The sequence below is a fragment of the Streptomyces sp. NBC_00631 genome, from assembly GCF_045206895.1.
Taxonomy (GTDB): domain Bacteria; phylum Actinomycetota; class Actinomycetes; order Streptomycetales; family Streptomycetaceae; genus Streptomyces.
On the sequence record NZ_CP107734.1, the window covers coordinates 6,173,857 to 6,187,615 of the forward strand.

The following is a 13,759-nucleotide window of genomic DNA, read 5'->3' on the forward strand; positions in this document are numbered from 1 at the left end:
AGCAGCCGCGTCGGGGCGTCGCCCGCGCTGGGACAAGTCATCGCACTGAGCCGCTCGCGGACCTCGGCGCCGACCTCCTGCGACGGCCACGTACGCGTCGTCCGCTGGCGGCTCGGCGGCCCTGCGGGGCCGCCCGGGTGGCTGTCACCTGGGCGGCCCCGTGTGGGGCGGGGTCAGCCGGTCGGTCCTGCCGGGGTGGTGGTGGTCTTGAATCCCTCGGTCTTGTTGGCCTGGACGGCGAAGTCGTTGGTGAACGTCTTGCTGAGGTCCACCGAACCCTTCACGTTGCCGACGAGCTGCTCCGTGGCCAGGGAGGTCTTCGGACCACCGGCCGGCATGATGCCGTCGGGGAGGAACTGGCCCTTGTCCTCGGTCAGGGCGGTGATGTAGTCGGCCTTGGTCACCAACTGGTTCGACACGAACGACGTCGGCAGCTTGTTCGCTATGTCGGCCGCGCTGTGCGTGTTGATCCAGTGCATGGTGGCGACGAGTGCGTCGACGACCTTCTGCACCGTGTCCTTGTGCGAGTTCACCCAGTCGGTGCGGGCGAGCACACTGGCCGCGGGGTAGGCGCCGCCCATGGCCGCCTTGGCCCCCTGGGTGGTGGCCAGGTCGATCGCGGAGGTGCCGACACCCTTCTTCTGGATCGCGGCGACCGTCGGCTGTGTCGTCATCACACAGTCGACCTTGCCGTTCTGCAGGGCGGCGATGGCGGTGGAACCCGCGCCGACCCCGATCCGGTGGAACTGGCTGGTCTTGACGCCCTTCTTGGCGGCCAGGAACTGGGTGAGCGTGTCGGTGCCCGAGCCCAGGTCGGTGACGCCGAGGGTCTTGCCCTTGAAGTCGGCGCCCGAGGTGACGCCCGACTTCTTGGTGCACATCTCCCGCTCGCCCGGCGCGCCGGACAGCTGGACGACGTCCTCGACCGCCTTGCCCTTCGCCTGGAACTCGATCGTGTGGTTGTACCAGGCGCCGGCCATGTCGACCTGCCCCGAGGCCATCGCCTCCTCGGCGCCGACACCGCCGTCCTGCTCGGTGCTGAGCTGGACGTCGACGCCGTACTTCTTGTAGAAGCCGAGGTTCTGGGCGAGCTGGTAGGGCAGGTAGATCTGCTTGTCGATGCCGCCGACCATGAGCTTGACGGTCGGTGTGGAGCCGGAGCCGCTGCTCGCGGTGGTGCTGCCGGAGCTGCCGGAACAGGCGCTGACCGCGCCGAGGGTGAGAACGGCGAGAAGCGACGCGGCGACGGTGGCGGGTCGTCTGGACATGGCTGGCCACATTCCTTTTCTGAGGTCGAACAGGGAAGAGCAGGGGAGGTGAGGGAAGGTGAGGGAAGGTGAGGCGAGATGAGGTGAGATGAGGTGAGATGAGGTGAGATGAGGTGAGGGACCGCGTCAGAGCGCGTTGGACGCCTCGGAGGGGGCCGGCGGTCGCCAGGACAGCAGCCGGTGCTCCAGCTTGCCGATCACCCACTCGGCGCCGAGCACGATGACCGAGATGACGAGCATCGTGGCGAACACGCCGTTGGGGTCGAAGTTGTTCTGCGCGGTCTTGATGACCAGACCGAGGCCGCTCTGCGCGCCCAGCACCTCGCCGACCAGGGCGCCGACGATGGCGAAACCGAAGGCGCTGTGCAGGCTGGCGATGATCCAGGTGAGCGCGGAGGGCACGGTGACGTGCCGGATGATCTGCAGCTGGGAGGCGCCGAGCACCTTGGCGTTGGCGAGGATGTTGCGGTCGACCTCGCGTACGCCCTGGAAGGCGTTGAAGAAGACGATGAAGAACACCAGCACCGCGGCGAGCAGGATCTTCGGCAGCACGCCGATGCCGAACGCGACGATGAAGATCGAGCCGAGGACGATCCGCGGGATCGCGTTGACCATCTTGATGTAGGGGCCGAGGACGTCGGCGAGGAAGCGGCTCTGGCCCAGCGCGACACCGAAGATCACGCCGGTGAGGGCCCCGACGGCGAAGCCGGCGAGTGCCTCCTGGATCGTCGTCCAGATGTTCGCGTAGAAGGATCCGAACTCGGTTCCGTGCCGGAGCAGGTCGACCAGCCGCCTGGCGATGCCGGAGGGCTGCCCGAAGAAGAACGGGTCGACGATCCCCCAGGTGGTGAACGCCTGCCAGCCACCGATGACGAGAACCGCGAGGCCGACACGGCCGGCCCACACCAGGGCGACGCGCCGCCGGCGGGCGCTTCTGGCGGCGGCCGCGGCCGAAAGCTGTGCGCCGTCCTTGACGGACGCGGGGGAAACTGCGGACGCCGTGCTCATGCCGTACCTCCTGCGGTGCGTGCGTAGGCGCGCTCCACCTCCTCGCGCAGCGAGTCCCAGATCTGGTGCTGAAGTTCGATGAAGCGGGGCTGGAAGCGGATCTCCTGGACCGAGCCGCGCGGGCGGGGCAGGTCGATGTCGAAGACCGCCTTGACCGAACCGGGGCTGGACGTCATGACGACGACCCGGTCGGCGAGGGCCACGGCCTCGTCGAGGTCGTGGGTGATGAAGATGACCGATGGCCGGATCTGCTCCCACAAACCGAGCAGTTCGGTCGACATGATCGCCTTGGTCTGCACGTCCAGAGCGCCGAACGGCTCGTCCATGATCAGGATCCGGGGTTCGTTGATCAGTGCCGCGGCCATCGCCACGCGCTTGCGCATCCCGCCGGAGAGCTGGTGCGGGTAGCGGTCCTCGAACCCGGTGAGGCCCACCCGGCGCAGCCAGTCGCGCGCCGAGGCCTGCGCCTGCTGCTTGGGCACCCCGCGGAAGACGGGGCCCATCAGCACGTTGCCGAGCACGGTCTTCCAGGGCAGCAGAGCGTCGGCCTGGAACATGAAGCTGACGCCGTCGGTGACACCGTCCACCTCACGGCCGCCGACCCTGACCGAGCCCTCGCTGGGCCGGTCGAGCCCGGACACCATGCCCAGCGTCGTCGACTTGCCACAGCCGGTCGGGCCCACCACCGCGCAGAACTGCCCGGGCTCCACGGTGAACGAAACGTCCTGCAGCGCGGTGAACACCTCACCCGCAGGGGTCAGAAATCGTTTGGTGAGCCCTGAAATCTCGACTCGCGCGCTGTCCTGGCCGCCCTTCTCGGCGACCGGGCTCACCGCGGCGTAGTTGCGTGAAGCCATCTGCGGCTGTCTCCTTCCTGACCTCGGGGGTCGAACCTCGGGGGTCGAGGAAGGCAGACGCTAGGGGCCACCGGGTGTTACGTCGCTGTTTCACCCGTATCCCGCGTTAGCCGTGTTAGCCGGACTTCTGCTCGTTCTGCTCAGTGAGCCGGGGGTGGGCAGAAGGCCGAGGACGGGGGCACAATCACGCCACCACGGGTACGGCACACAGGCCGCGCCCGGCAGCCGTACGACAGGCGAGAGACACCGGTGAAACCCATCCGTATCCCGGTCGGCCGTGGCGGGAAGGGGCGGCTCTCCGCGCGGATCCTGGCCAACCAGCTGGTCATCCTGGCGCTGACCGGGCTGATCGGTTTCGTGCTGTTCGCCTTCGCGCAGCGGGGCGAGATCGACCGCGCCTACGAGCAGCGGGCGCTCGACATCGCGCAGACCACGGCCGCCGAGCCGCAGATCCGGCACGCCATGCAGTACGGGGGTGGCGGCGATGTGGTGCAGACCGTGGCCGAACGGATCCGCAAGGCGTCGGGGGCGTCGTACGTGGTCGTACTCGATCTGCGCGGTGTCCGGCACTCCCACCCCGACCCGGCGCTGGTCGGCGAACCGACGGGCGATCCGATCGTGGTGCTGGACGGCAGGCCCCAGGTCGGTACCGACCAGGGCGCGACCGGGCGTTCCGCCAACGGCAAGGCTCCGCTGTACGGGCCCACCGGCAAGCTGGTCGGCGAGGTGTCCGCGGGCATACCCGAGCACTACGTGCTGGGCGAGCTGTGGCGTGAGCTGCCCACCTTCGGCCTGTACAGCGCCATCGCCGTCGCGCTGGGCTCTGCGGCCGCGTTCCTGCTGGCCAGGCGGCTCAAGCGGACGACGTTCGGGCTGGAACTGGAGGAGATCGCCGGGCTGCTGCAGGACCGGGAGGCGATGCTGCACGGCATCCGTGAGGGAGTCGTCGCCTTCGACCCCGACGGCAGGATCACGGTGGTCAACGACGAGGCCCGCGACCTGCTCGGCCTCGGTACCGCGCTCGGCAGCACGCTGGAGGAGGTGCTGCCGGACGGACGTCTGCGCCGGGCCCTGGACGGCACCGTGGCGGGCAGCGACATCAGCGTGCTCACCGACGACCACTGCCTGGTCGTCAACCGGATGCCGGTGGCCCTGCACGGCCGTGAACTGGGCGCCGTGGTCACCGTGCGCGACCGCACCGAGCTCATCGGGCTGCTGCGGGAACTGGACTCGGTGCGCGGGCTCACCGACGCGCTCCGCGCCCAGCAGCACGAGTTCACCAACCGGATGCACACGATGGCCGGGCTGCTGGACATCGGCGACCACGACGCCGCCTACGAGTTCGCCGTCGAGACGGCCGGCGCCGAGCAGGCGCTGACCGAATCCGTACGGGAGAGGATCGGCAATCCGCTGCTCGTGGGGCTGATCGTCGCCAAGATCACGGTGGCCGCGGAACGCGGGGTGCGGATCGTCCTCAGCGACGACTCCGCCCTCGGTGAGGACCCGCCGCATCTGCGCCGGCTGCTGACCATCGTCGGCAACCTGCTGGACAACGCGATCGACGCGTCCGCGTCCGGACCGGCGCGGCCGGGCGTTCCCGAGGTGCGGCTGTCGTTGGTCGAGGCCGTCGACGTGGTGCGGGTGGAGGTGGCCGACACCGGGCCGGGCATCCCGCCGGGCACCACCGAGTCGATCTTCGAGGACGGCTGGTCGACCCGTCCGGACCGGGGCACCGCGCGGCGCGGCCTCGGACTCGCACTCGTCCACCGGCTGGTGCAGCGGCACGGCGGCACGATCACGGTCAGCGAGGGGCCGGGTGCGGTCTTCACCCTGACCCTGCCCGTGCCCGACACCGCCCCGCCCCCACAGGGCGCTCTCTTCACGACGGCTCCGCCGGTGCCGGTCGGCGCGCCGGACGGCACCGCGGGAGGTGACCGCTGGTGATCCGGACCCTGGTGGTGGACGACGACTTCCGGGTCAGCCGCATCCACTGCGACTACGCGTCCCGCGTCAAGGGCTTCGAGGTGGTCGGCCAGGCGGCGACCGTGGACGCGGCGCTGGACGCGGTGCACGATCTCCACCCGGACCTGCTGCTGCTCGACATCTTCCTGCCGGACGGCAGCGGACTCGACGTGCTGCGCCGGCTGAGCGGAGACGAGGGCGGGGACCGCCCCGACGCCATCATGATCACCGCCGACCGGGACATCACCTCGGTGCGGATCGCGATGAAACTCGGTGCTGTCGGCTACCTGGTCAAGCCCTTCGGCGCGCCCGACCTCGCCGAACGGCTCACCGCCTACCGCGAGCTCCAGCACCGTATGGACGCGCTCGGGGCGGTCCCGGAGACCGACCAGGCCGATGTGGACGCGCTGTTCAGCGCCGCCCGCCCGCCGGCCGTGCCCCGCGTCCCCGCCAAGGGCCACTCCGCGCCGACCCTCGCCCTGCTGCACCAGACCCTGCGCGCCGCGCACGACGCCCTGTCGGCCGCGGAAGCCGCCGAACGCACCGGTGTCTCCCGCGCCACGGCCCAGCGTTATCTCTCCTACCTGGTCAAGGAGGGCATGGTCCGGCTCGAACTGCGCTACGGAGCCACCGGACGCCCCGAGCACCGCTACCGCGCCGTGCACTGACCGCGCTCCGGGCGCGGGCGGACGGCCGGGCGATCGCGGGGGCGCCGACGGGTGAACAACGCTCGACAGGGGCGCTGACCAGGGAAAATGGAGAAGTTTCGGGGGAGTACCTAGGGTCTGCGTGTGGCTTTTATTATGGTGTGCGAAGACGACGCAGCGGTCCGCGACGTCCTCAGGCGCGCACTGGAGCATGACGGCCACACGATCGCAGTCGCTTCCACGGCGGACGGCCTGCTGCGGCAGCTCGCGCCGGTCCCGCAACTGATCGTCCTGGATCTGGGGCTCCCGGACGCCGACGGCCGCGATGTCTGCCTGGCGTTGCGGGCACGCGGCGTCGACGCCCCGGTGCTGATGCTCACCGCTCTGGACGGCATGCATCACAAGGTGGGCGGCTTCGAGGCGGGAGCCGACGACTACATGACGAAACCGTTCGACGTCCCGGAGCTGCTGGTGCGGGTCCGCGCCCTGCTGCGCAGAACAACCGCGACGATCCCACCGAGGGGCGTCGTTCTCGATCCGGCGAGACATGTCGTGACCTGCGGTTCGACAAGCGAGAGCCTGACGCCGACCGAGTTCCGGCTGCTGGGCAGGCTGATCGCCTCGCAGGGCGACGCCGTACGCCGCCACGCCCTCGTCGCCGCCGGCTGGCCGCATGGCGCGCAGGTGAGCGACAACACCCTTGACTCCTTCGTTCGCCGGCTGCGGACCAAACTCGGCGCGCTGGGCGTGGCCGAGCGCCTGGCGACGGTCCGCGGGGTGGGCTATCGATGGGAGTGACGGGCTTCCGTGGGCGGGTCGTCGCGCTCGCGGTTCTGATCGCGACAGCGGTGGTCGCGGTGCTGGTGGTGGTCTCCCACGTGCTGCTGAGCCGGGTGACCGACGCCGACGCGAACGCCCTGGCGCATACGCGTGCGGAGTCGGTGGCGGCGAACGTGACCGTACGCGGCGGCCACGTCGTGCTGATCGAGAGCGGCAACGAGGCGCTGGACACGGTCTCGTGGGTGTATGCCGACGGGAACCTCGTCGACGGGATCGTGCCGGGCAGCCTCCGTGACCGCGTCGAGGCGCTTGCCGGTTCCGGGCGGTCCCGGACCACCACGGCCGGCGGCTACCTTCTGTACGCCCAGCCGATCCGGCTCGAAGGCCACCGCGTCATGGCCGTCGTCAGGGTGGATCTGGCGCCGTACGAGACGTCGGAGCAGCGCAGCCTGGCGATGTCGCTCATGTTGGGTGGCATCTCGATCCTGCTCGCGGGCGTCGTCGCACATCTCGTGGTGGGCCGTGCGTTGCGGGTGGTTCACGACATGGCCGCTCTCGCCGACGACTGGAGCGATCACGAACCCGGGCGCCGATTCGACCTCGGCGTTCCCCGCGATGAATTCGGGGAGCTCGGACGAACGCTCGACCGCCTGCTCGACCGCGTGGACAACGCGCTCGCGGACGAGCGTCGGCTCACCGACGAGATCGCCCACGAGTTGCGGACGCCCTTGACGGTCCTGCGCGGCGAGGCGCAGTTGGCGCAACTCTCCGGTCATCATCTGGCACCGGAGACCGTTCTGACCGAGGTCGACCGCCTGAACACGGCGATCACGACGATTCTGGGTGCCGCCAGGACACGGATCGACGGCGGTAGCCGCTGCGATCTCAGGGCGGCGGCGCGACAGGCGATCGCCGGCCGCTCCATCGAGCTCGCCGTCCCGGCCGACGTCGATGTCGCCGTGGCAGCCGAACTCGTCGTGGCGGTGTTGTCGCCCCTGCTGGAGAACGGCCTGCGACATGCGAGTTCGCGCGTCTGGGTCACGTCGCGCATCCAGCCCCAGGGCGTCGTGATCGATGTCCTCGACGACGGCCCGGGATTCGATCCTGCGGAGGTCGACCGGGTCTTCGAAGCGGGTGTGACCGGCGGCGACAGGAACGGGTTGGGGCTGGCCGTGGTGAGGCGTCTCGCCGCGTCCGCGGGAGTGGCGGTCCGGGCGATCGCGGATGGCCACGGTCGGGTCGAGGTGACCTTCCCCATGCCGGAGGCGGTCGCGTAGTCAGGTTGTGTGCAGGTTGGCCGGGCCAGCCTCGCCGCATGACAACGACGAGCGAAGCCCGCACGCGCCGCAGTGGGCGGCTGATGCTGAACAAGGTTCCCGAGGTCACCGTCTGGTTCTGGGTGATCAAGATCCTGTGCACGACCGTCGGTGAGAGTTTCGCCGACTGGATCAACATGAAGCTGGGCGTCGGCCTGGTGAACACGGCATGGATCTTCACCGCGGTGTTCGTGGTCGTTCTGGGGGTCCAGCTGCGGCTGAAGCGGTACGTCCCGTTCCCGTACTGGCTGACCGTGGTCGTTGTCAGTGTCACGGGCACGCTGTACACCGACATCCTGACCGACCAGCTCAACGTACCGCTGTGGATCAGCTCCGCGGTGTTCTCGGTCCTGCTCGCCGTGGTCTTCGGCGTGTGGTGGCTGCGCGAGCGCACCCTCTCGATCCACTCGGTCACGACGCCGTCGCGCGAGTCGTTCTACTGGCTCACCGTTCTCGTCACCTTCGCGCTCGGCACCGCGACCGGCGACTGGACCCTGGAGCTCACCGGCTGGACCCCGGGAGTCTCGGTCCTTCTGCCGCTCGGCCTCATCGCGTCGATCACGCTGCTGCGGAAGTCCGGCGCCAACCCGGTGCTGTCCTTCTGGCTCGCCTACATCCTGACCCGCCCGCTGGGCGCCAACATCGGTGACTGGCTCGCCTCCCCGAAGGTCGCTCAGCCGGGCGAGCCGACCGGCCTCGCGCTGGGCACCTTCACCACCAGCCTGATCTTCCTCGGCCTGATCCTGGCGACTGTCGTCTACCTGACGGTGACGCGCTCCGACGTGACCGAGACCTACGACGCCGCGCACACCCCGCAGATCGCCGGCGACCCGCGCAGGGAGCGCATCGCGCTGGCGGGCTTCGGCCTCCTCGCCGTCGCCACCGGGGCCCTTCTGGGCTGGGCGCACAGCCGGCCGCACGTCGGGCCGGCGCCGGAGACCGACGCCACCTCCACCGTCCAGCTCGCCCCTGGCCAGGCCGTGAAGAAATTCCCGTCCACGAAGGTCGACGCGCTGAGGACACTCGCATCGACCTCGCTCAAGGACGCACAGTCGGGGAACGCGACCGGGGCCCACGCGGCCGCCCAGTCGCTGCGAGACCTCTGGGATGCCGACCAGGCATCGTTGCAGCCGCTGGACAACACCGGCTGGACGTTCCTCGACGCCCAGATGGACCAGGTCCTGAAGACCTTCGGCATCGACCACTCGAACCCGCCGATGGCGCCGGCCCGCCAGGAGGCCGAACTCCGCACCCTCCTCACGGATATGCGCCGAGGGACCTGATCGGCGGCGGTTCCGGCGTCCGGCGGTGCCCCGGAAGGACGTGGCGTCGCCGCGCCGGACCGCGCGCCACGCCGCCTGAACAGGCACGCCGTAGGCATTCAGGATGTGTTCAGGTCGGCGCTGCGAAGGTCGTTGACCGGTGATCGCTTCGTCGCGGTCGCCCATCCGGCGAGGCGCCCGCCCCCGACGCGGGGCGGGCGCCCTGCCGTTCGACCACACAAGGAGCCCCCCACCTTGCACAAGCAGGAAGTCCTCACCGACCTCGACGCCGCGAGCGCCACCAAGTCGGTGATGAAGAAGCTGCCGGAAGTCACCCTCGCGTTCTGGATCATGAAGATCGCCGCGACGACGCTGGGCGAGACCGCCGGAGACCTCTTCTCCCAGACCCTGAAGCTCGGCTACTTCGTCACCACGGTCGTCCTGTTCCTGGTCTTCGTGGTGACGCTCGTCGTCCAGCTCCGCTCCAGCCGGTACAACCCGTTCTTCTACTGGACGGTCATCCTGTCGACCAGCATGGCCGGCACCACGATGTCCGACTTCATGAACCGCGACGCCAGCGCCGAGTACCTGTCCAAAGGCGCCACTTCGCTCGGCTGGGGACCGCAGGGTCTCGGCCTCGGCTATCCGGCCGGCGCGGCGATCCTGCTCTCGATCCTGATGGTCATCTTCGCCGTCTGGCGGCTGAGCGGGATGACCTTCCAGATCCGTGACATCGTCACCTTCCGTGGCGAGGCCCTGTTCTGGTCGGCGATCCTCGTCTCCAACACGCTCGGCACCTCCATGGGCGACTTCCTCTCGGACAGCTCCGGCCTCGGCTACGCGGGCGGCGCGCTGCTCGTGACCGGGCTGCTCGCCGTGCTGGCCGTCCTGATGAAGGTGCCCGTGGTGCCGAACGTCCTGCTGTTCTGGATCGCGTTCGTCCTCACCCGTCCGCTCGGTGCCACGGCGGGCGACTTCCTGACCAAGCCGGTCGCCAAGGGCGGTCTGAACCTCGGTACCGCCGGGTCCTCGGCCGTCCTGCTGGCCGTCCTGCTCGGCCTCATGGCCTATGCGCACGTCCAGGAAGGCAGGAACCGCAGCGCACGGGCGTAGCCGCTCGGCCGGACGCCATGCGAGCGGCGGTCCGAGGCCCGCGCACCACGCCTCCGGCTGGTGGACCGTCACGGCCGGCCCCGTCACCCTCGCCCCGCACGCCTCCGCCGACTGCGTCGTCACACCCCTGGGCGGCTTCCGTGCGGTGCGGTCACGGACGTCTCTCATCGCGGTCACCGGCACCCCGATGACGATCACGACAGCGGGCGTGCCGTCCATATCACCCTCTTGACCGTCTTGACCAGGGACTTCGACGAGGCGTTCAGGTTGTGGTCAGGTTCGCCGCCCGGCGGTGAAATTCATGCACCAGAAGTCCCCAAGCGACGGCAAAGGCGCCGGGGGCACCGGGATATGGCCATGTCATCGTGCGGACCATGACCACAGAGCGTCTCCTCGACGACCGGCCCCTGGCCCCCCTGCGCACCATGGCGAACAAGGTGCCCGAAGTCACCGCCTACTTCTGGATCATCAAGGTGCTCACCACCGGGATGGGCGAGACCGCGTCGGACCTGCTGGCCAAGGTCCTCGGCCCGATACCGGCCGTCGGGCTCGGCGCACTCGCCCTGGTGGCCTCCCTGGCCGTGCAGTTCACCGTCCGCCGGTACGTCGCCTGGATCTACTGGACCGCCGTCGTCATGGTCAGCGTCTTCGGCACGATGGCAGCCGACGTGCTGCACGTCGGCCTCGGCGTGCCCTACACCGTGTCCACGCCGCTCTTCCTCGTCGCGCTGGCCGCGGTGTTCGCCCTCTGGTACGCCGTCGAGCGGACCCTGTCCATCCACAGCATCACCACCCGCAGCCGCGAGCTCTTCTACTGGGCGGCCGTCCTGGCCACCTTCGCCCTCGGCACCGCCGCCGGCGACCTCACCGCGACCGCCGGATTCGGCTACCTCGGGTCGGTCGTCCTCTTCGCCGTCGCGATCTGCCTGCCCGCGCTCGCCCATCGCTTCGGCGCCCTGGCCGCGGTACCCGCCTTCTGGACGGCCTACGTCATCACGCGCCCCCTCGGCGCCTCCCTCGCCGACTGGATGGCACTCGGGCACGCCCGCGGCGGACTCGGATTCGGCCTCGGACCGGTCACCGCCGCATGGACGCTCGCCATCGCCTGCTTCGTCGGCTACCTGGCGGTCTCCCGCAAGGACACGTCCTACGACAAGTAGGAGGTGAGCGGGTAGCCTGTCCGCACCGACGGCGAGGGAAGGCGGACGGTGCGGTGACAGGCCGGGGAGACGAGGAAACGGAAGCGCACGAGGCATCCGGCAGGCGGGCGCGCGGCGAACTGGAGAGCGATGTGCTCGCCGCGCTCTGGGCCGCCGACGGCCCGCTGACCGCGCGGGACGTCCGGGAACGGCTGCCCGGCGACCTCGCCTACACGACCGTCCTGACGATCCTGTCCCGGCTGCACGACAAGGGCATGCTGGTACGGCACCGCGAGGGCCGTGGCTACGCCTACGAGCCGGCCCGTGACGAGGCGTCGCACACCGCCCAGCGCATGCACTCCCTGCTGCAGGGCGGGTCCGACCGCGAGGCGGTGCTGGCCCGTTTCGTCTCGGAGCTGTCCGCGCAGGACGAGCACCTGCTGCACCAGCTGCTCTCCGGGCACGGCGACACACCCCCCGAGAGCCCGCGCCCACGCGGGAAGCGGTGAGCCGGTGCTGATCAGCGTCTACATCCCGTTTCTCGTCTCGGTGGCGCTCGCCGTCCTCGCGCCCCCCGTGGCCCGTCGGCTGCCGCCGCGCCCGGCCGCCTGGGCGCTGGCCTGCGCCGCGCTGGTGACGGCGGCCGGATGGGCGGGGTCACTCGCCCTGCTGGCCTTCACCGGCGTGGCGCAGATTCCGCAGATCGCGGCGGAGGGCCGGTGGTCCGCGTCCGCGCTGCGCTCCGAGGACCCGGTCTATGCCACCGTCGCGGCGGTCAGCACCCTGGTGCTCGCCGTGGGCGTCGCCGCGCTCGGTGTGGCCGCCGTCCGGCAGGGGCGCCACCTGGTACAGGCCCGGCGGGAGTGCGCCGAACTGCCCGGGCGGACGGAGCTGGCCGTCCTCGACGACGCCGTCCCACGGGCCTTCGCACTGCCCGGGGCGCCGGGACGGATCGTGGTCTCCCGGGGGATGCTGCGCTGTCTCGGCGCCGCCGAGCGCGAGGCCCTGCTCGCCCATGAGCGGGCCCATCTGCGCGGCCGTCACCACGTCTTCCAGAGCGTGTGGCGGCTCACCGCCGCTCTGAACCCGTTGCTGAGGCCCGTGGCCGTCGCGGGCAACTTCGTCCTGGAACGCTGGGCCGACGAGGAGGCCGCCGAACGGGTCGGTGACCGCACGGTCGTCGCCCACGCCGTGGGCCGTGCGGCCCTGGCATCCGCCGGCGCACCCCGTTCCGCCGCGCTGGCCGTGACCGGCGGGGCGGTACCCCAGCGGGTACGGGCCCTGCTGGCCCCGCCGCCCACCCGGCGCAGCCTGCCCCTGCTGGCGGGCGGCCTGTTGCTCGCGATCTGCTGCGCGAGCCTGGCCAACGCCGCCTCCGACAGCGACCGGATGCTGGACAGCGCGCAGTGGGCACTGTGCGCGGCACACGCTGACACCGCCACCGCTGCGCCGACCGGCCAGGACGACGACCATGGGCACGGGCCGGACGCCTGCTGCGTCGGCCATGACCGCCCGGACCCCGGAGAACAGCACTTCTGATCACTTCTGGTGCCGGTCCTTCTGGCACGGCGCAAGATGCTGTGAGGCCGGCTGCCGACGATCCGGCGCCCGGGCCCCTCCTTCAGGCGTGGTGGGTCATCGCGGATCACCTGTCGACGCGGCCTGCCGGGCGGGCCGCGTGACGATGGCGGGTTCCGCCGTCAGCAACGGACGCAGCGCCCCTTGGCCCAGGTGGCCGACGAGCGGGGTGGCCCAGCGGCGCAGCGCCAGGCTGACGAGGAAGGCGACCGGGAGGGCGAGGACGGCGGAGCCGAGGACGTCGTGCGGGTAGTGGGCGCCGACGTAGACGCGGCTGAAGCCCTCCAGCACGGCGAACGCGGCGGCGACGGCGGTCAGGCGGCGGTCGAGGAGAAACAGCGCCGCCACGGTCGCCGCGGCCACGGTGGCGTGCCCGCTGGGGAACGCGTAATCGGAGGGCGCGGGGCAGCTGTCGACGAGGTAGGCGTGGGGCATCGACCGGCAGGGCCGTACCTCGGCCACGATCTTCTTGACGACCTCGGCGGCGGCGAAGGCGGTCAGCACGGCGACCGGCGCGGCCAGCGCCAGCGTCATCGCCTGTGCGCCGCGGCGCCGCGCGGACCACCAGCCCATGACCATGAGGATCGCGAAGACCCCGAGGCCGAGGTTGGTCCACAGCTCCATCGGGGTGTTGAGCCACTTGGTGTCACGGGCGAAGTCGGTGACCGAGGTGAACCACGAGCCGTCGACACCGGATCCGTCGAAGGCCAGTTGCGCGGTGGCGGCCGCGGTCATAGCGAGACGTCCTTCCGTCTGAGTACGTCGAACGCGTACCGGATGAGCACGGGGCGACGGCGTCGGGGCCCGCACCGGCCACGCGGCCGGTGTC

General features: G+C 70.6%; 13 protein-coding genes. 9 read left to right on the forward strand and 4 right to left on the reverse strand.

Annotation, left to right across the window (positions count from 1 at the left end; all coding sequences use genetic code 11):
* Window positions 1–173: 173 nt before the first annotated feature.
* The 3 genes from OHB00_RS28360 to OHB00_RS28370 form a co-directional block, all read right to left on the reverse strand.
* A complete protein-coding gene (locus OHB00_RS28360) occupies window positions 174–1,268 on the reverse strand; it encodes an ABC transporter substrate-binding protein (RefSeq protein ID WP_406438772.1) in 1,095 nt (364 codons plus the stop codon).
* Window positions 1,269–1,394: 126 nt separating this feature from the next.
* Complete coding sequence (locus tag OHB00_RS28365; RefSeq protein WP_406438773.1) at window positions 1,395–2,276, reverse strand: ABC transporter permease; 882 nt, start codon at window positions 2,274–2,276, stop codon at window positions 1,395–1,397.
* On the reverse strand, window positions 2,273–3,133 hold the full coding sequence (locus tag OHB00_RS28370) for an ABC transporter ATP-binding protein (protein WP_406438775.1): 861 nt from the start codon (window positions 3,131–3,133) through the stop codon (window positions 2,273–2,275). The genes OHB00_RS28365 and OHB00_RS28370 overlap by 4 nt, the downstream gene beginning before the upstream one ends.
* A 249-nt stretch (window positions 3,134–3,382) precedes the next feature.
* On the opposite strand from OHB00_RS28370, the gene OHB00_RS28375 reads away from it, so the two are divergent.
* The 9 genes from OHB00_RS28375 (at window position 3,383) to OHB00_RS28415 (ending at window position 12,891) form a co-directional block, all read left to right on the forward strand.
* Window positions 3,383–5,077 carry an ATP-binding protein gene (locus OHB00_RS28375; protein WP_406438777.1) on the forward strand — a complete coding sequence of 565 codons (1,695 nt, stop codon included), beginning with the start codon at window positions 3,383–3,385 and terminating at the stop codon, window positions 5,075–5,077.
* Complete coding sequence (locus OHB00_RS28380; RefSeq protein ID WP_406438779.1) at window positions 5,074–5,763, forward strand: response regulator; 690 nt, start codon at window positions 5,074–5,076, stop codon at window positions 5,761–5,763. The genes OHB00_RS28375 and OHB00_RS28380 overlap by 4 nt, the downstream gene beginning before the upstream one ends.
* A 123-nt stretch (window positions 5,764–5,886) precedes the next feature.
* Window positions 5,887–6,540, forward strand: coding sequence for a response regulator transcription factor (locus OHB00_RS28385; RefSeq protein ID WP_406438781.1), 654 nt, complete (start codon window positions 5,887–5,889; stop codon window positions 6,538–6,540).
* A gap of 50 nt (window positions 6,541–6,590) precedes the next feature.
* Window positions 6,591–7,799: a sensor histidine kinase gene (locus tag OHB00_RS28390; RefSeq protein ID WP_406438783.1), complete on the forward strand. Its 1,209-nt coding sequence runs from the start codon at window positions 6,591–6,593 to the stop codon at window positions 7,797–7,799.
* A gap of 38 nt (window positions 7,800–7,837) precedes the next feature.
* Window positions 7,838–9,121: a hypothetical protein gene (locus tag OHB00_RS28395; protein WP_406438785.1), complete on the forward strand. Its 1,284-nt coding sequence runs from the start codon at window positions 7,838–7,840 to the stop codon at window positions 9,119–9,121.
* Between the two features lie 234 nt (window positions 9,122–9,355).
* Window positions 9,356–10,213, forward strand: coding sequence for a hypothetical protein (locus tag OHB00_RS28400; RefSeq protein WP_406438787.1), 858 nt, complete (start codon window positions 9,356–9,358; stop codon window positions 10,211–10,213).
* Between the two features lie 374 nt (window positions 10,214–10,587).
* The gene (locus OHB00_RS28405) at window positions 10,588–11,373 is read left to right on the forward strand and encodes a hypothetical protein (RefSeq protein ID WP_406438789.1); all 786 of its coding nucleotides are present in this window, start codon (window positions 10,588–10,590) and stop codon (window positions 11,371–11,373) included.
* A gap of 53 nt (window positions 11,374–11,426) precedes the next feature.
* Complete coding sequence (locus OHB00_RS28410) at window positions 11,427–11,861, forward strand: BlaI/MecI/CopY family transcriptional regulator (RefSeq protein ID WP_406438791.1); 435 nt, start codon at window positions 11,427–11,429, stop codon at window positions 11,859–11,861.
* 4 nt (window positions 11,862–11,865) lie between these two features.
* The gene (locus OHB00_RS28415; RefSeq protein WP_406438793.1) at window positions 11,866–12,891 is read left to right on the forward strand and encodes a M56 family metallopeptidase; all 1,026 of its coding nucleotides are present in this window, start codon (window positions 11,866–11,868) and stop codon (window positions 12,889–12,891) included.
* A gap of 96 nt (window positions 12,892–12,987) precedes the next feature.
* Here OHB00_RS28415 and OHB00_RS28420 read toward each other — a convergent pair whose 3' ends face one another.
* Window positions 12,988–13,665 (reverse strand): phosphatase PAP2 family protein, encoded by a 678-nt coding sequence (locus OHB00_RS28420; RefSeq protein ID WP_406438795.1) that lies wholly within the window; start codon window positions 13,663–13,665, stop codon window positions 12,988–12,990.
* Window positions 13,666–13,759 lie beyond the last annotated feature (94 nt).